General features: G+C 64.4%; 16 protein-coding genes and 1 pseudogene. 16 read left to right on the forward strand and 1 reads right to left on the reverse strand.

The genetic code is table 11. The features are described 5' to 3' along the window. Nucleotides 1-38: 38 nt before the first annotated feature. The 11 genes and pseudogenes from HOP53_RS14230 to HOP53_RS14280 all read left to right on the forward strand — a co-directional run bounded on the left by HOP53_RS14230 (nucleotide 39) and on the right by HOP53_RS14280 (nucleotide 10135). On the forward strand, nucleotides 39-1007 hold the full coding sequence (locus HOP53_RS14230; protein ID WP_234238708.1) for a Bug family tripartite tricarboxylate transporter substrate binding protein: 969 nt from the start codon (nucleotides 39-41) through the stop codon (nucleotides 1005-1007). Between the two features lie 104 nt (nucleotides 1008-1111). Further along, entirely contained in the window at nucleotides 1112-1648 is a 537-nt protein-coding gene (locus HOP53_RS14235) for a tripartite tricarboxylate transporter TctB family protein (protein WP_234270641.1), read from the forward strand. 45 nt (nucleotides 1649-1693) lie between these two features. Beyond that, nucleotides 1694-3208, forward strand: coding sequence for a tripartite tricarboxylate transporter permease (locus tag HOP53_RS14240; protein ID WP_234270642.1), 1515 nt, complete (start codon nucleotides 1694-1696; stop codon nucleotides 3206-3208). Then, on the forward strand, nucleotides 3205-4485 hold the full coding sequence (gene otnK, locus HOP53_RS14245) for a 3-oxo-tetronate kinase (protein WP_234270643.1): 1281 nt from the start codon (nucleotides 3205-3207) through the stop codon (nucleotides 4483-4485). Before HOP53_RS14240 ends, otnK begins: the two co-directional genes overlap by 4 nt. Further along, nucleotides 4482-5126, forward strand: a complete 645-nt coding sequence (otnC, locus tag HOP53_RS14250; protein WP_234270644.1) for a 3-oxo-tetronate 4-phosphate decarboxylase — start codon at nucleotides 4482-4484, stop codon at nucleotides 5124-5126. Before otnK ends, otnC begins: the two co-directional genes overlap by 4 nt. 207 nt (nucleotides 5127-5333) lie before the next feature. After that, complete coding sequence (locus HOP53_RS14255) at nucleotides 5334-6029, forward strand: RsiV family protein (RefSeq protein ID WP_234270645.1); 696 nt, start codon at nucleotides 5334-5336, stop codon at nucleotides 6027-6029. A 37-nt stretch (nucleotides 6030-6066) separates the two neighbouring features. After that, on the forward strand, nucleotides 6067-7047 hold the full coding sequence (locus HOP53_RS14260; RefSeq protein ID WP_234270646.1) for a DUF2157 domain-containing protein: 981 nt from the start codon (nucleotides 6067-6069) through the stop codon (nucleotides 7045-7047). Then, nucleotides 7044-8138, forward strand: a complete 1095-nt coding sequence (locus HOP53_RS14265; RefSeq protein WP_234270647.1) for a DUF4401 domain-containing protein — start codon at nucleotides 7044-7046, stop codon at nucleotides 8136-8138. The genes HOP53_RS14260 and HOP53_RS14265 overlap by 4 nt, the downstream gene beginning before the upstream one ends. Continuing rightward, nucleotides 8135-8671, forward strand: a pseudogene (locus HOP53_RS14270) (GDYXXLXY domain-containing protein). Before HOP53_RS14265 ends, HOP53_RS14270 begins: the two are co-directional and overlap by 4 nt. Nucleotides 8672-8682: 11 nt before the next feature. Then, nucleotides 8683-9438 carry an ion transporter gene (locus tag HOP53_RS14275; RefSeq protein ID WP_234270648.1) on the forward strand — a complete coding sequence of 252 codons (756 nt, stop codon included), beginning with the start codon at nucleotides 8683-8685 and terminating at the stop codon, nucleotides 9436-9438. A 52-nt stretch (nucleotides 9439-9490) separates the two neighbouring features. Further along, nucleotides 9491-10135 carry a Vat family streptogramin A O-acetyltransferase gene (locus tag HOP53_RS14280; RefSeq protein ID WP_234270649.1) on the forward strand — a complete coding sequence of 215 codons (645 nt, stop codon included), beginning with the start codon at nucleotides 9491-9493 and terminating at the stop codon, nucleotides 10133-10135. Nucleotides 10136-10269: 134 nt separating this feature from the next. On the opposite strand, the gene HOP53_RS14285 is transcribed toward HOP53_RS14280, so the two are convergent. Continuing rightward, a complete protein-coding gene (locus HOP53_RS14285) occupies nucleotides 10270-12066 on the reverse strand; it encodes an NAD(P)/FAD-dependent oxidoreductase (RefSeq protein ID WP_234270650.1) in 1797 nt (598 codons plus the stop codon). A gap of 332 nt (nucleotides 12067-12398) precedes the next feature. Between HOP53_RS14285 and HOP53_RS14290 the strand changes: the two genes are divergently transcribed. The 5 genes from HOP53_RS14290 to HOP53_RS14310 all read left to right on the forward strand — a co-directional run bounded on the left by HOP53_RS14290 (nucleotide 12399) and on the right by HOP53_RS14310 (nucleotide 16772). Beyond that, nucleotides 12399-14372 (forward strand): sigma-54-dependent Fis family transcriptional regulator, encoded by a 1974-nt coding sequence (locus tag HOP53_RS14290; RefSeq protein WP_234270651.1) that lies wholly within the window; start codon nucleotides 12399-12401, stop codon nucleotides 14370-14372. A 62-nt stretch (nucleotides 14373-14434) separates the two neighbouring features. Beyond that, nucleotides 14435-15298 (forward strand): glutathione-dependent disulfide-bond oxidoreductase, encoded by an 864-nt coding sequence (yghU, locus tag HOP53_RS14295; protein WP_234270652.1) that lies wholly within the window; start codon nucleotides 14435-14437, stop codon nucleotides 15296-15298. Nucleotides 15299-15334: 36 nt separating this feature from the next. Beyond that, complete coding sequence (locus tag HOP53_RS14300) at nucleotides 15335-15784, forward strand: GNAT family N-acetyltransferase (protein WP_234270653.1); 450 nt, start codon at nucleotides 15335-15337, stop codon at nucleotides 15782-15784. A 6-nt stretch (nucleotides 15785-15790) separates the two neighbouring features. After that, nucleotides 15791-16360 (forward strand): GNAT family N-acetyltransferase, encoded by a 570-nt coding sequence (locus HOP53_RS14305; protein ID WP_234270654.1) that lies wholly within the window; start codon nucleotides 15791-15793, stop codon nucleotides 16358-16360. A gap of 70 nt (nucleotides 16361-16430) precedes the next feature. Continuing rightward, entirely contained in the window at nucleotides 16431-16772 is a 342-nt protein-coding gene (locus tag HOP53_RS14310) for a zinc ribbon domain-containing protein YjdM (protein WP_234270655.1), read from the forward strand. The last annotated feature ends 36 nt before the right edge of the window (nucleotides 16773-16808 follow it).

The following is a 16808-nucleotide window of genomic DNA, read 5'->3' on the forward strand; positions in this document are numbered from 1 at the left end:
GGAACCGCACGCATAACAATTATGTAAAGGAGAACGACATGCTCACCAAGAAAACACTGAAAACCGCTACCCTGGGCCTGGCCCTGGTTGGCGTGGCCATGGGCGCCAGCGCCAATGAAGTGGCCGACTATCCCAGCAAACCGATCCAGTTCCTGGTGGCGGCCGGCGCCGGCGGTGGCGTCGACAACTTCGCACGCGTGGTACGGCCGATGTTCGAGGAGGCGGTAGGCGGGGCGCGCATCACCGTCGTCAACCTGCCCTCGGCCTCGGGAGCCCTGGCTCACCAGCGGACTGCCAACGGGGCACCGGACGGTCACACCCTGGACTTTGCTTCGACCACCTACGTGACCTCTCTGGCGGCCGGGCAGAATCCGATCGGCCTGGATCAGCTCACGCCCGTCGCACGCATGCAGTCGGATGTCATGGCGCTGTTCGTCAATCCGGAGCGCTATCCCGATTTCGAGTCGTTCCTGGAGTACGCCCAAGAGAACCCGGGCAAGGTGACGGTCGGTGGCACGCACACGGCCAGCCCGGATCATGTGGCTTTCCTGTCGCTGCGTGACGCATCCGGCCTGGACATGAACTTCATTCCCTATGACAGCACCGGCAACGCCACGGCCAACGTGCTGGGCGGCAACATCGACGCCACCACCACCTCGCTCAGCCCGCTGCTGAGTTATATCGAGGCGGGCCAGATGATGCCGATCCTGATCTTCAGCGAGGAGCGCCTGGACCACTACCCGGACGTACCCACCACCGTGGAACACGGCTGGGACCTGACCGATGGCAACGACCGGGCGGTTTTCGTCCATGCAGACACCCCGGCTGAGCTCGTCCAGCACCTCGAAGGGGTGTTCCAGGAGATCTTCGCTTCAGAGGAATACCAGGCTTATGCCGAGCGTGTGAACCTCGATTATCGTGAGGGTTGGATGGGCGGCGAAGAGTACCGCCAGCGGCTCGAGAACAACTACGAGCTCTATTCGCGCCTGCTGCAGAACGGCAACTGATACGTTCCCAAAAGGCACCAGTGGGGGCGTGACCCGCTCCCATTTTCATTCACCGCTTGGGCCGGCCTTAGGCCGGTCACGCGACGTTCCCTGCGGGGGCCATTATGCAAGCCAGGATCTATATTTTTGCGGTGGCGGTCATTCTGCTCGCCCTGGCCAGCCTGCCGCTCACGCTTCAGTTCCCCAGCTCGGCGCAGGTCTCTACCTTTATCGGGCCGCGAGTCTGGCCGCTTCTTCTTACCGTTCTGCTGCTGCTCTTTGGTGGCGCCTTGTTGGTCATGACCTGGCGCGATGGGCGCCGCCGAGCGCAGCAGCCGCTTCAGGACGGTAACTCTCAGTACGCCGTTTCGGCAGATGACCCTCAGGCCGGGTCAAGCGTGAGCGATACGGCGGAAGCCCCTGCACCGGCGTGGACGCTCTCGCTCGCAGCCACGCGGCACTGGTGGCTGATGGCGGCCACCGTGGGTTACACCCTGCTGATGTCAGTCATCGGCTTCGTCGCCGCCAGTGCGATCTTCACCTTGTTATGCACGCTGCTACTGGGCGCGCGCTCGTGGCTGGTCATCGGCATCACCGTGGTGGTGGCGGTGGCGCTCATGCAGGGAGTCTTCGTGACCCTGCTCGGCATCCCCCTGCCGTGAGTCCGTCCCGATGACACCTCTATCGACTTGCTCCGGGAGTTGACGATGGAACATTTTCTCGGCGGGTTGGCCGTGGTGCTGCAGCCACTCAACCTGCTATTGCTGACCTCTGCGGTATTCATCGGCTTCATCGGCGGTGCGCTGCCGGGCATCAGTGGCGTGATCCTGGTGGTTATCCTGCTGCCGGTCACCTATGGCATGGAGCCCACCACGGCCTTCATGCTGTTGACCGCAATCTATGGCGCTACGGTGTTCTCGGGGCTGATCACAGCGATTCTGTACCGTGCTCCCGGTACGCCGGAATCGGTGATGACCGCCTTCGACGGCTATCCGATGACCCAGCAGGGGCAGGCCGGCAAGGCGCTGGGTATCGGCGTGCTGAGCTCTGCCATCGGCGGTCTCGTCGGTACCGTGGCATTGATCGTGTTCACGCCGATTCTGGCCACCATGGCGCTGCGCTTCTCGTCACCGGAGTATTTTGCCCTCGCCATCCTCGGCCTGACGGTGGTGGCCTCATTGGGCGGCCGGCTGATCTACGGACTCATCGGGGCGACTCTCGGCCTATTGATCGCCACGGTAGGCACCGATCCGCTCACCGGTACCAGCCGCTATACCTTCGGCAATCTCAATCTTGCCGAGGGTGTCGGCCTGATCCCGATGATCGTGGGGCTGTTCGCCATCTCCGAGGTAATGAAGCGTGCCCTCGATCAGGACAGCCATCAGCCGCTGAAGAAGGTCAAGGTGAAGATCTTCGATCTGCCCATTCTGCGCCAGATCGGCGGTACGCTGACGCGTTCTTCGTTCATCGGCGTGATCACCGGCATTCTGCCCGGTATCGGGGCCAGCACCGCGGCCATGGTCAGTTACAGCGAGGCGGTGCGCTGGTCCAAGCACCCGGAGAAGTTCGGCAAGGGGGCGCCTGAAGGGGTGGCCGCGCCGGAGTCGGCCAACAATGCCGCCGCTATGGGAGCGCTGGTGCCATTGTTCGCCCTCGGCATTCCGGGCAGCGGCACCACGGCGGTGATCCTCGGCGCCTTCATCATGCATGGGTTGCAACCCGGCCCGATGTTCATGATCACCAGCAGCGACCTGATCTATGCCGTATTTGCAGGGCTGTTCATCGTCAACTTCATGATCCTGCTGTTCTCCAAGCCGTTCATCGCGCTGTTTACCAAGCTGCTCAACGTGCCCTATTCGGCGCTGGGCCCGCTGATCGTCATGTGCTGCATCGTGGGAACCTATTCGGTGCGCAACTCGATGTTCGATGTGTGGCTGATGCTCGGCTTCGGTGTGCTCGGCTATCTGTTGGAAAAACTCCGCTTTCCGCTAGTGTCGATCATTCTGGGCCTGGTGCTCGGGCCCATTGCCGAGAGCGAACTGCGCCGCACGCTCTCCATGTCCCAGGGCGACCTGTCGATTCTCTTTACGCGGCCGATCAGCGCCACGCTGCTGGCCATCGCCTTCCTGCTGCTTGCTATGGCCATCATCGCCCCCGTGATGAAGCGCCTGCGCAACCGGGCCGCTTCCAACTCGTCACCTGAACAGCGGAGCCATTCATGACCATCGTACTCGGCGCCATCGCCGACGACTTCACCGGTGCCACGGACCTTGCCAACAATCTGGTGCGCAGCGGCATGCGCTGCCTGCAAGTGATCGGTGTACCCGGCCCGGAACTCGATGTGAGCGAGGTCGATGCCGTGGTGGTGGCACTGAAGTCGCGCTCCTGCCCGGCCGACGAGGCCGTGGCAGATTCGCTGGCGGCACTGGCGTGGCTGCAGGCACAAGGTGCCCGGCAGTTTTTCTTCAAGTACTGCTCCACCTTCGACTCCACCGCGCGTGGCAATATCGGTCCGGTGGCCGATGCGCTGATGGAGCGCTTGGGGGTGACGCAGACGGTCATGGTGCCGGCATTCCCGGTTAATGGCCGCACCGTCTATCAGGGGCATCTGTTCGTCGGCGACCGACTGCTCAACGACAGCGGCATGCAGCACCATCCGCTCACACCCATGACGGATGCCGACCTGGTGCGTGTACTCGCCTCCCAGACTCCTCATCCGGTTGGACTGGCGCCGCGCTCGGTGCTCGACCATGGGGCCGAAACGACCCGGCAGCACCTGGCGGCATTGGCTGAGCAGGGCGTGCGCCACGTGATCTGTGACACCCTCGACGAGCATGACCTGGACGTGCTGGCAGAGGCCTGCGAGGCGATGCCGCTGGTGACCGGCGGCTCGGGCCTGGGCCAGGCACTGCCTGACCGTTATCGCCGCTTGGGCTGGCTGGACGAGATCGCCGAGCCGGGCCGGTTGCAGCCGGCCAGCGGCAGTGCCTTGGTGCTCTCCGGCAGCTGTTCCAGAGCGACACTCGCTCAGGTGGCGCACTTCCTGGCGCAACATCCCGGCTTCGCTCTCGACCCGTTGGCACTGGCCGAGGGGGGCGCGCAGTTGGAAGCGGCGCTCGATTTCGCTCGCGAGGCCCTGAAGAGCGGCGGGCCGGTCTTGGTCTACGCCTCTGCCGATCCGGAGAAGGTCAAAGCTGCCCAGGCCAGGCTCGGCGTGGAGCATGCGGGGCAGCTCGTCGAGCGGGCGCTGGGCCAACTGGCAGCCACGCTGGTCAATGAGGGCGTGGGCCGGCTCGTAGTGGCCGGAGGCGAGACCTCGGGGGCGGTGGTGTCGGCACTCAAGCTCAATACCCTGCGCATCGGTGAGCAGATCGATCCCGGCGTACCCTGGACCCAGGCCCATCTCGAGAGTCGCGAAGCCCCTCTGTCGCTGGCGCTGAAGTCGGGCAACTTCGGTGGTGTGGACTTCTTCACGCGTGCCTTCGAGGTGCTGCCATGAGCGCTCAAGAGGAAAACAGGCTGCGCGAGCAGATATCCACCTTGGGAAAGTCGTTGTTCGACCGTGGCCTGACCATGGGCTCCAGCGGCAACATCAGCGTGCGCCTGGACGATGGCGGCTGGCTGATGACGCCGACCAACGCCTGTCTGGGGCGTCTCGACCCTGCGCGTATCTCGCGGCTCGATGGCCAGGGCCAATGGCTCGACGGCGATATGCCGACCAAGGAGCAGTTCCTGCACATGGCGATGTACGCCGAGCGCCCCCAGTCCGGCGCCATCGTGCATCTGCACTCCACCCATTCGGTGGCGGTGTCATGCCTTCCGGGGATCGACCACTGCGACTGCATCCCGCCGCTCACCGCCTACTACGTGATGCGGGTCGGCAAGCTGCCGCTGGTGCCTTATCACGTACCGGGTGACCCCAGGCTGGGCGATGCCGTGCGTGGCCTGGCGGGCCAGTACAGCGCCGTGCTGCTGGCCAATCATGGGCCGGTGGTGGCGGGCAAGGACCTGGAAGCGGCGGTGTACGCCACCGAGGAGCTGGAGGAGACCGCCAAGCTCTTCCTGCTGCTGCGCGGGGAAAACCCTCGCGCCCTCAATGAGGAGCAGGTGGCTGAACTGAAGCGGCGCTTTCCTGCTTAGCCACATGATGAGCGACTGTTCCCAACCCGCCTGACGGCGGGTTTTTTCTTCTTTGGCTTCCGCTAAAGTAAGCAGAGAGTTGCTGATTCATGGCAGCAAGCTGTCGTCTCTCAGGGAGGGAGCAGGATGTCGTGTCGCAATGTGTGGGTAATGGCCCTGCCCCTGTCTCTCTTGGCCGGTTGTCAGGCACAGCAGGAGCCGGCCGATATGGCCGGGATGACGTATGAACCCGTCGAGGCGCATTTCGTGGAGAGCGACTGCCCGGCGGCGCAGTGCGCCGAGGTCGAGGTGAGGGCACTGTACTTTCCCGATTCGCCTGAGCTGAGTGAAACGCTGCGCACACGGCTGCTGGCGATGGGGCAGGGCATTACCGATGGCGAGACCGAGTGGCCGCGGGACTCATGGGAAGCCTATGCCGAGGCTTTCTTCGCGCTGGCCGGAGAGGAGCGCCGCTATGCTCCGCCACACGCTTCCAGTCAGGCCTCGCTCGAAGCGAAGGTGCTGGCCCGGCATCACGATCTGCTGGTCATCGAACTCGGCAGCTATGTCTACCACGCCGGGCAGGCCCACGGCATGCCGCTAACCGAGTTCATGGTCATCGACGAGCGTTTGGGGCGAGAGATAACGCTCGACGACATGCTGCTCGACGGCCAGGCTCCGGCCTTCCAGGAGGCTCTCGCCCGGGCCCATGAGCGTTGGCTGAGAGATCAGGAACTGGACGAGGAATTCGCCGCCGGCTGGCCATTTTACCCAAGCCAGAACGTGGCGCCGCTCGAAACCGCCTGGGTGGTGAGATACAACGTCTATGAGATCACTCCCTACGCCCTTGGCCAGCCGGAACTGAGCCTTCCCTTAGTTGAACTCGAAGGTATCGCCAAGCCGCGCTATTTGGGACAAGAATAGGGCTCGGCAGGATACGAAAACATCGCAGGGAAACGACATGGCCTCCATTCGCCGTGAGCTGGTGGCGTTGATCGAGCGCGGCGCGATACCGCGTGAGCAGGTGGCGAGGGCAGTTGCGCTTTCGGGGCTGCATCCTTCCGGGCGGGCCTGGGGGGTGTTCCTGGACCGGCTGCTGCTGTGGCTGGGTGCACTGGCACTGGTCTTCGGCGTGCTGTTCCTGGTGGCGTACAACTGGGCCGAGATGGGCCGTTTGATGCGCTTTGGGCTGGTGCAGGCGGCGCTGTTGGGGGCCATCGCGGTGTACGTGTGGGCAGAGGTGCGCGGTGCCGCCAGCGACCTGGTGCCTCGGGTCGCGCTGATGGCGGCTGCGCTGCTGCTGGGGGTGCTGCTGGCGCTGGTCGGCCAGGTGTACCAGACCGGCGCCGATCCCTGGCAGCTGTTCTTCGTCTGGGCCGTTTTGATGTTGCCCTGGGCACTGGTGGCGCGTTTCGATGCGCTGTGGATCCTGTGGCTGGGGCTGCTCAACCTCTCGCTTGCGCTCTATTTCCGCACCTGGGGCGGGCTCTTTGGCCTGTTCAGCGGCGATACGGGGGCCCTCTGGGGGCTTTTCATTCTCAATACGGCGGCGCTCGCGGTATGGGAGCTGGGCGCACGACGCTGGCGTTGGCTGTCGCTGGGATGGCCTGCGCAACTGCTGGCGTTGGGCGGCGGCGTGCCGCTCACGCTGCTGATGATGAGTTGGGTCGTCGCTGAGCGAATGACGTTTTCCCCGGTGCTGCCGGTCCATCTGCTGTGGCTGGTGGCGCTCTACGTCGTCTATCGCCACTGGCGGCCTGATTTGTTCATGCTGGCGGGCGGCTGCCTGTCGGTCATCGTCGTGGTCACGCTGCTGCTTGGCCGGCATCTGCTGTGGCAGGGCGGCGCGGAGAGCTTTTTGGTGCTCTCTATGGCGGTGCTGGCGATGGGAGCCGCGGCAGTGTACTGGCTCAAGCGGCTGCACCGGGAGATGTCGTCATGAGCCGTTCGCTCGAGCAAAAGCTCATCGAGAGCGGGATTGTCATCTCCCAGGTCGACGGCGCAGCGCCAATCGAAACGCCCTGGTTCGTGCGTGCCATTCAGGCGTTCTCGGGTTGGTTGGCCGCACTGTTCCTGCTCGGCTTCATCGGCATGGGCGCGGTGTTCCTGCTCGACAGCAGCGTCGCCTCGGCCACGCTGGGCCTGGTACTGATCGGCGGCGCCTATGCGCTGCTGCGACAAGCGCACAGCGACTTTCTCGAACATCTGGCCCTGGCCGCGAGCCTGGCGGGGCAGATGCTGGTGGCCTGGGCGCTGGCCTCAGTGCTGGGCTCTGCGCTGGGGTGGGATAGCGCCGGGCTGTGGTGGGCGCTGCTGGTACTACAGGTCGTGCTGGCCCTGGTCATGCCGAGCCTCACTCACCGTACCTTTTCCGCTTTCGCCGCGTGCCTGGCGTTCTATCTGGCCCTGGTCGAAACCGCTGCTGCTCCTACGACGGCAGGCGGGCTGGTGCTGCTGGGGCTGACCGTCCTGTGGCTGAACGAGTTTCGTTGGCCGGCCCATGTGCGCCAGTTGGAGGCGCTGGGCTATGGCTTGCTGTTGGGGTTGTTGGTGATTCAGTCGGTCGGCTATTTCGGCCAGTCGCTATTGCTCGGGCGCTACTTCGTGGTCAGTGGGCTCGACTGGCTGGAACCCTGGGCCGGAGATGCTCTGGGCCTGCTGGCGCTATTGCTGCTGCTTCGGCATCTCTTTCGGCGTCATGTCCATGGTGTCCAACCGGGCATGCGGGTTGCCGCTTATACCGCAGTGCTGCTGCTGGCGCTGCTCTCGCTGCAGGCGCGTGGCCTGAGTCATGGCGCCGTGGTGGTCGCGCTGGGCTTTGCCATCGGCCATCGCGGGGTCATGGGGTTCGGTGGGCTGCTGCTGTTGCTCTCCATCACCAGCTATTACTACTGGCTCGATGTCACCCTGCTGGCCAAGGCCATGACGCTGTTCGCGCTCGGCCTGCTGCTGCTGGCGATACGCTGGGCGCTGCAACGCCGCTGGCACGCCGGGGCAGGTGTCGCGGCAGAGGAGGGAGGCGTGGAGCCATGAAGCCGGCTACCAGACGCAACCTGATCGTGGTGATTGCCGCCACGGCCTTGAGCCTGGCCGTGGTCAACCTGGCCATTTGGGGCAAGGAGCGCCATCTGGCGCAGGGCGAGGCGGTATTTCTCGAGCTGGCGCCGGTGGACCCACGCTCGTTGATGCAGGGCGACTACATGGCGCTCAACTTCGAGATCGCCAACCGTATCCGCGAAGCGCTGTAACAGCGGCGCTCCGAGGTGGACGAGCGGCATGCCGCCGACGGCTACGTCATCGTGCGTCTCGACGACCGTGGCGTGGCTCACTTTCAGCGCTTGGGGTCGGCGGAGGAGACGTTGAATGCCGACGAGCGGCGCCTGCGCTATCGGCTGCGCAACGGCCAGGTACGCTTCGCCACCGATGCCTTCTTCTTCCAGGAAGGCCATGCCGAACGCTACGAGCCCGCCCGTTACGGCCAGTTCCGTGTGAACGAGCGCGGCGAACCGCTGCTGGTCTCACTGCACGGTGCCGAGCTGGAGCTGTTGGGAGCTATGGAAAGATAGGAGGGTTCTGCTTGCTGCAACAGACTCTGTATCGTCAATTGGCTCCGGAGGGCTGGCAGGCGTATGGCTTGTCGCCGGTCAACAAGCTGGTCTGCGTGTTGATTCTGGTGGCGTCGTTCGTTGCCATTCTCGAAACCGAAGACAGCATACGCGACTCCCTGCCCTGGGCCTTCAATGGCTTGGAAGTGCTGTTCGTGGCGCTGTTTTCCGTAGAGTACCTGGCCAGGCTATACGCGGCAGGCGAGGATCCTCGCTATCGCGGCTGGCGGGGGCGAGCTCGCTATGTGTTCACCTGGTGGGCGCTCGTCGACTTGATCGCCATTCTGCCGTTCTTCCTCGGCTTCATTACCCACAACACCTTCTTGATACGGCTGCTCAAGGTGTGTCGCTTGCTGCGGCTCTCACGCTTGGGACGCTTCAGCCGTGCTTGGTCCGCCTTGGCCGAAGCGCTGAGCGCCCGAATGTACGAGCTGCTGTTGAGCGTGGGGGTGGCCAGCTTGCTGCTACTGCTCTCCTCGGCTTTTCTCTATGCGGTCGAAGCCGCTGCGCAGCCTGAGGAGTTCGGCAGCGTACCGCGCGCATTGTGGTGGAGCATCGCCACGCTGACGACGGTAGGCTACGGTGACGTCACTCCCATCACGGCACTGGGAAAATTGTTTGCCGGCATTACCGCAGTCGCCAGGATCGGCCTCATCGCCATGCCCACCGGCATTCTGGCCGCGGCGTTCAGCGACGCTTTCCAGAAGAAGGATGCGCCTGAAGAGTGATGCGGGCGAGCCGCACCGTCTCGAATGAAAATCCCAGCGAAGGAGGGTAAGCATGCACGGCCCGAACCCCGCGAACCCGCACCCCATGGAGGGGTTTCCTCAGGTGTGCTTCATCAAGAACGTGGTGAAGAGTCCGAATATCATCGTCGGCGACTACACCTATTACGACGACCCGGAAGACTCGGAGAACTTCGAACGCAACGTGCTTTACCACTATCCGTTCATTGGCGACAAACTCGTCATCGGCAAGTTCTGCGCCATCGCCCGAGGCGTCAAGTTCATCATGAACGGGGCAAACCACAAGCTCTCCGGTGTCTCCACCTATCCGTTCCAGATTTTCGGCAATGGCTGGGAGAAGGTGATGCCGGAACCGAGCGAGCTGCCCTACAAGGGCGATACGGTCATCGGCCATGACGTGTGGATCGGCTATGACGCGCTCATCATGCCCGGCGTACAGATCGGCAACGGTGCCATCGTCTCATCTCGTTCGGTGGTGGTGAGCAATGTGCCGCCCTATACGGTGGTGGGCGGCAACCCTGCACGCCCGATCAAGCAGCGCTTTACGCCGGAGCAGGTCGAAACCTTGCAGACCATTGCCTGGTGGGACTGGCCGGTGGAAGAGATCACCCGGCATCTGCCTCTTATCGTGGCGGGGGATGTCGAGGCCTTGCGTTCTTCATCTGCCACTTGTCGTTGAGCAGCGTATCGAAGCCTTTCTCGACGATGTCATCCAGGTGGGACTCGTGGTGCTTGTCGTCGTTCATGGGATGACCTCGGGTATGTCGTAATGCAGGCCGGCGTCATGCGCCGACCTGCGATGCCAGGTACGAATCAGGCGAGGTGATGCACTTCCTGCTGGCCGTACACCGGCGTGGGGATGCCCACCATGCGCGCCTTGAGCTGCAGCGCCAGGTAGTGGGAGTAGTGGCGCGACTGGTGCAGGTTGCCGCCGTGGAACCACAGCGCCTGCTGCTGGGTGGGCTTCCACATGTTGCGCAGTTCGCCCTCCCAGGGGCCGGGGTCCTTGGTCGTGTCGGAGCCGAGCCCCCAGCACTTGCCGACCTTGTCGGCCACCTCCTGGGAGATGATGCGCGCCGCCCAGCCGTTCATGGAGCCGTAGCCGGTGGCGTAGACGATCAGGTCGGCGGGTAGCTCGGAGCCGTCGCTGAGCGTCACCGAGCGCGGGTTGATGCGCTCGATGCCCACGCCGCTGCGCAGCTTGATGTCGCCGTTGGCCACCAGGTCGCAGGCACCCACGTCGATGTAGTAGCCGGAGCCGCGGCGTAGGTACTTGAGGAACAGCCCGGAGTCGTCGTCGCCGAAGTCGAGCATGAAGCCGGCGTCCTCCAGCTTCTTGTAGAACTCGGCATCGCGTTCGCGGATCTGGTCGAAGGCGGGGCGCTGGAAGTCGGGCAACAGCTTGTAGGGGATCGAGGCGAAGATCAGGTCGGCCTTGTCGTGGGTGATGCCGTTCTTTACCGCCTCCTCGGAGTAGAGCGGGCCGAGGGCGTGTTCCATCAGTGAGTCGGACTTGACGATGTGGGTCGAGGAGCGCTGGATCATGGTCACGTCGGCGTCGTTCTCCCACAGCGCGGCGCAGATGTCGTGGGCCGAGTTGTTGGAACCCACCACGACCACCTTCTTGCCACGGTAGGCATCCGGCCCGGGGTGCTGGCTGGAGTGCTGCTGCTCGCCTTCGAAGGTCTCGGCACCGGGAAAGTGGGGCACGTTGGGCATGCCCGACATGCCGGTGGCCAGGATCAGCTGCTTGGGCTTGAGCGTGACTTGCTCGCCGTCGCGGTTGACGCGCACTGTCCACTCGCCGCTGGCCTCGTCGTAGCTGGCGCCCTCGCACTCGGTGGAACTCCAGTAGTTGAGTTCCATCACCTTGGTGTACATCTCCAGCCAGTCGCCGATCTTGTCCTTGGGTGCGAATACCGGCCAGTTCTCGGGGAAGGGGATGTAGGGCAGGTGGTCGTACCATACCGGGTCGTGCAGGCACAGCGACTTGTAGCGGTTGCGCCAGGCGTCGCCAGGGCGAGGGTGCTTGTCGAGCACGATGGTGGGCACGTTGAGCTGGCGCAGCCGCGCGGCGAGCCCGATACCGCCCTGTCCGCCGCCGATGATCACGCAGTAGGGTTGGCGTATGTAGCCGAGTTCCTGGGCTTCCCGCTGGCGCGACTCGAGCCAGGTCTCGCGGGTCTTGCTGGCACCGTGTTCGGCCCCCAGGGGGCGCCTGGCACCGCGTGGCTCGGGGTGGTCCTTGAGCTCCTGCATGGTGGTCAGCAGGGTCCAGCATTTGCCGTTTTTCAGGCGCAGGTAGCCCTTGCCAAGGGCGACACCGGTCTCGAAGGTCAACCAGCCTTCGGTCACGCCGTTGGCTTCGGTGGCCTCGCCATCGAGCTGCCAGTTGGTGGGACGTGCCTCGCTCAGGGTGGCGTTGAGCATCGACTGGATGGCGTCCTTGCCTTCCAGCGTCTTGAGATTCCAGGTGAAGGCGACCAGGTCGCGCCAGTAGCACTCGTCATTGAACAGGGCTATGACCCGTTGGATGTCGCGTTGCTCCAGTGCGCTCTCGAAGTCGCGCAGCCACTGCTGGGCGTGTTGAGTCGGCGTGGGTGTCGTCATCGTTGTTCTCCGCTTGTTGTTAGGGGACGCCCTGGTCCTGGCAGAATCCGTGCCAGCCGCTGAGTGTGTGCGAGAAACGCTTCCAGACGATTGAAAAGCTTGGTGTTACGAGCGGGTGTCAAGCGAGGGGTAGCGTGAAGTGACCTGTAACGCTTGTGACAGCTGTCACGTGACGGGAGCAATGCGGGCGTTACACCTGTAACCCCCCCGACCAAGGGCGCAGGCGAAGCCGATTGACTCCTGCTCGGCACGGCATAGGCTGGAAGCAGGCCTGCCCTACAACAACAAGGCCACCACCGCCGGAGAGCGGCACGGCGGCACCGGAGGCAGCGATGCCATTGCGTAACGAGCAACGCCAGCACATCGAGACCCTGATCCGGCTCAGCGAAGGCCAGCCGGCCGACCTGGTCGGCTGTCGGGAAGTGATCCGGCGCTCCTGGGAGCGCTGCGTCGGCGAGTACCGGCTCGACCCCGGACGCCCCCGTCCCGTGCGGGTGCTGACTCAACAGGCGCTCAAGGAGCACCGCGAGCCGGTCGACGAACTGCTGCATGTCGCGCGGGCCGGCGTCGATCAACTTTTCACCCAGATCGCCCCGCTGGGCTATGTGCTCCTGCTCACCGACCGGCAGGGCATCACTGTCGATTTCCGCGGCCAGCGCGAGCGGGAGCCGGCGCTGCGCCGGGCGGGTCTCTACCTCGGTGCCGATTGGGACGAGCGCTATGCGGGCACCTGTGCGGTGGGCACCTGCGTGCACGACGCCCAAGCCATTATCTGCCACCAGAGCGAGCACTTCGATGCCACCCACATCAGCCTGACCTGCACGGCGGCGCCAATCACCGACCCGCAGGGGCAGGTCATTGCGGTGCTGGACATCTCCGCGCTGCAGTCGCCGCGCGCCCAGGAGAGCCAGAACTTCGGCCTGCCGCTGGTCACGCTCTATGCAAGGATGATCGAGGATGCCTATTTCCTGCATCGCTATCGCCACTGCCTGATGCTGCGCTTCGATACCGCCCGCGAGTTCGTGCATCTCAATGGCCGAGGGCTGATCGCCATCGAGGAGGACGGCAGTGTGATCGCGGCCAATGGCGCCGGCCGTGCGCTGATCGACGCCCATCTGCGCCGCTGGCCGCCTTGGTCGCCGGGCTGGCAGCCTTCGGTCACCCAGCTGTTCGACGGCGAACTCGGTGAGCTGCTGGGCATTCCGACCGCCAGCGACGATGGCATTCGCGCCTTCCGGGCGCGCGCCAACGACACTACCTGCTTCGTCACTTTGGTTGAGCCGCGCGGCCGGCGCCCTACCGCGTGTGACCTGACTCATTCGCCCACGCCGGTGCCGGCGCTAGACAGGCTCGCCTCGGACGACCCCGCCATGCATCGGGTGCTCAAGCTGGCGCGGAGGCTGCGCAACGAGGAGGTCAGCGTGTTGATCACCGGCGAGACCGGTACCGGCAAGGAGGTGCTGGCTCGGGCGCTGCACGACAGCGGTACGCGTGCCAAGGGGCCCTTTGTGGCGGTGAACTGCGCCGCGATTCCCGAATCGCTGATCGAAAGCGAACTGTTCGGCTACCTGCCCGGCGCCTTCACCGGCGGTCGCAGCAAGGGCATGCGCGGGCTGATCCAGCAGGCCGACGGCGGCACCCTTTTCCTGGATGAGATCGGCGACATGCCGCTGACGCTGCAGACCCGACTGCTGCGCGTACTGGCCGAGCGTGAAGTGATGCCGCTGGGGGCCGAAAAGGCGCTGCGTATCGATATTCGCGTGATCACCGCCACCCACCGTGACATGAGCGAGCTGATCGCCCAGGGCGGCTTCCGCGAAGACCTCTACTACCGCCTGAACGGCGCCCAGCTGCGGCTGCCGGCGCTGCGTGAGCGGGCCGACAAGCACTATGTGATTCGCAGCGTCTACCAGGCGCTTCTTGCCGGGCGCGAGCGGGAGGTGCGCCTGCGCGCCGATGCCATGAGCGCGCTGCTGGCTCACGCCTGGCCGGGTAACATCCGCCAGCTCAAGAACGCCCTGGCCTTCGCCCTGGCCACGGTCGAGGGCGACGAGATTACCCTTCACGACCTGCCGGAAGAGTGTCAGGGACACCTCGGCGCCGCACCGCAGACGTTCGGCGTGGTGAAGGCAGGAGAGCAGGACGGGGGCGAAGCGCTTCATGAACTGCTGCGTGCCACCGGCTGGAACGTCAGTCTCGCCGCGCGGCGACTCGGTGTTTCACGTCCCACCATCTACCGGCGCATGCGCCGCCATGGTCTGGTGCCGCCCAACTGGCGCGAGTCCGACTCGAAGCTCGAACGTTAACACGCTATCTTTGTGGCTATTGTGTGCCTTTGCTGCCCTGAGCCTAGCGTATTGGAGCTTCCATGAGCCAAGACAACGAGTACCTGCCGCCCAAGGTGTGGAAATGGGAAAAGGCCAGCGGCGGCGAGTTCGCCAACATCAATCGCCCTATCGCCGGCCCCACCCACGACAAGCCACTGCCGATGGGAAAGCATCCGCTGCAGCTCTACTCGCTGGCCACACCCAACGGGGTGAAGGTCACGATCATGCTCGAGGAGTTGCTGGCACGCGGCCACGCAGGTGCAGAGTACGACGCCTGGCCGATTCGCATCGGCGAGGGAGAGCAGTTCGGCAGCGGCTTCGTCGAGGTCAACCCCAACTCCAAGATCCCGGCGCTGAGGGACCACAGCACCACGCCGCCCACCCGGGTGTTCGAGTCGGGCTCGATCCTGCTCTACCTGGCCGAGAAGTTCGGTGAGTTTTTACCCCGCGACCATGCCGGGCGCAGCGAGACGCTGAACTGGCTGTTCTGGCAGATGGGCAGCGCGCCCTACCTGGGTGGCGGCTTCGGCCACTTCTACGCCTACGCGCCGACCAAGATCGAGTACGCCATCGACCGTTTCGCCATGGAGGCCAAACGCCAGCTCGATGTGCTGGACCGACGCCTGGCCGAGAGTCGCTATCTCGGGGGCGATGACTACACCATTGCCGACATCGCCAACTGGGCCTGGTACGGGCAGCTTGCGCTCGACCGCGTCTACGACGCCGGCGAGTTCCTGCAGGTGCAGGAGTACGAGCACGTACAGCGCTGGGCCAGGGAGATCGATGCCCGGCCGGCGGTGAAGCGTGGGCGCATGGTCAATCGTACTTTCGGCCCGCTTGAACAGCAGCTGCACGAGCGCCACGATGCCAGCGATTTCGAGACCAATACCCAGGACAAGCGCTAGCCGCGGTCTTTTTCCTTCCTATCTATCGAGCAAACCATGCAACCAAGACGCCTGGAACGGTGCAACCTGCAAGCCTGTGCGGCGCTCTTCGCCCAGGTGTTCTCCTCGGCCCCCTGGAACGAGCCCTGGCATGCCGATGGCGCACTGGCGCGGCTCGAGCACTTCTTCGAATCGCCAGGTGCCGTGGGGGTGGTGGGGCTGGGTGAGGGTGAGGAGCTCGAGGGGTTTCTGCTGGGCAACCTCGAACCGTATCTGGATGGGAAACTGTTCTACCTGCGGGAGATGTGCGTGGCCACGCATCGCCAGGGGCAAGGTATCGGCTCGCAGCTCTATGGGGTGCTCGAGGAAGCGTTGGCCACCAGAGATGTGCGTGCGGTGTACCTGGCCACGGGGCGGGACATACCCGCGGCCCGCTTCTATCAGCAGCTCGGCTTTCGCTGCAGCGAAGGGATGGCTTTCTATGCCAAGGGTTTGGGAGGAGACTGAGCGCATATGAATCGGGGCGAAGCTCAAAGCCAGCAGCGAGCACGGGCGAGCCTTGAGCTCGAGCCGGCAGACCTTGCTGCGTGCCGTGGCATTGCCGAGGTGCACGTCGAAGCTTGGCGGCATGCCTACGGCGACATCGTTCCTGCTGAATACCTGGCTGGCCTCTCGGTGGCGGAGCACGAAGCCATGTGGCGCCGCTCCCTGGCAGCGGGGAGCCCACGGCTGCTGGTGGCTCGCTCGGGCGACCGGGTTCAGGGCTTCATAGGCTTCGACGCTTCACGAGATGAAGGCGCCGGGTCGCAGTTGGGCGAGATCTGGGTGCTCTATGTCCGGCCGGACGCCCAGCGGCTTGGCGTGGGGCGCAGGCTGTGCAGTGAGGCCTTGGCGACGCTTTTCTCCGAGGGGTTCACTTGCGTCACGCTGTGGGTGATCGTCGGCAATGACAACGCCATGCGCTTCTATCGTGCGATGGGGTTTCAGCTCGAACCGGGATCCCGCCAATCGTTCACGATTGGTGGGGCCACGGTATGGGAAGAGCGGTTCGCCATCACGCCGCGCGAGGCGCTTCTTGCCTGAGAGGGCATTGGCTTCCCCTGGTGGCTTCTGGCATGCTGCGTGGCCTTTCCAATCCTGCAGAGAGATCGCCATGAGCGCCTTGCCCAACTGCCCCGCCTGTCACTCCGCGTACACCTACGAAGTGGCCGGCATGTACGCTTGTCCCGAGTGCGGTCACGAGTGGTCGAGCCTGACGGATGCGGGCGAGGCTGGCGACGGCAAGGTGGTGCGCGACGCCAACGGCAACGTGCTGCAGGATGGCGACAGCGTCACCGTGATCAAGGATCTCAAGGTCAAGGGAACCTCGTCGGTGGTCAAGGTGGGCACCAAGGTGAAGGGCATCCGCCTGGTGGAGGGCGACCACGACATCGACTGCAAGATCGACGGCTTTGGGCCGATGAAGCTGAAGTCGGAGTTCGTCAAGAAGGCGTGAAGCCCTGGGAATGCGACACGAGCTCTCCCCGTGCAT

Origin of the sequence: Billgrantia ethanolica (assembly GCF_021404305.1) — a bacterium.
GTDB classification, from domain to species: Bacteria; Pseudomonadota; Gammaproteobacteria; order Pseudomonadales; family Halomonadaceae; genus Halomonas; species Halomonas ethanolica.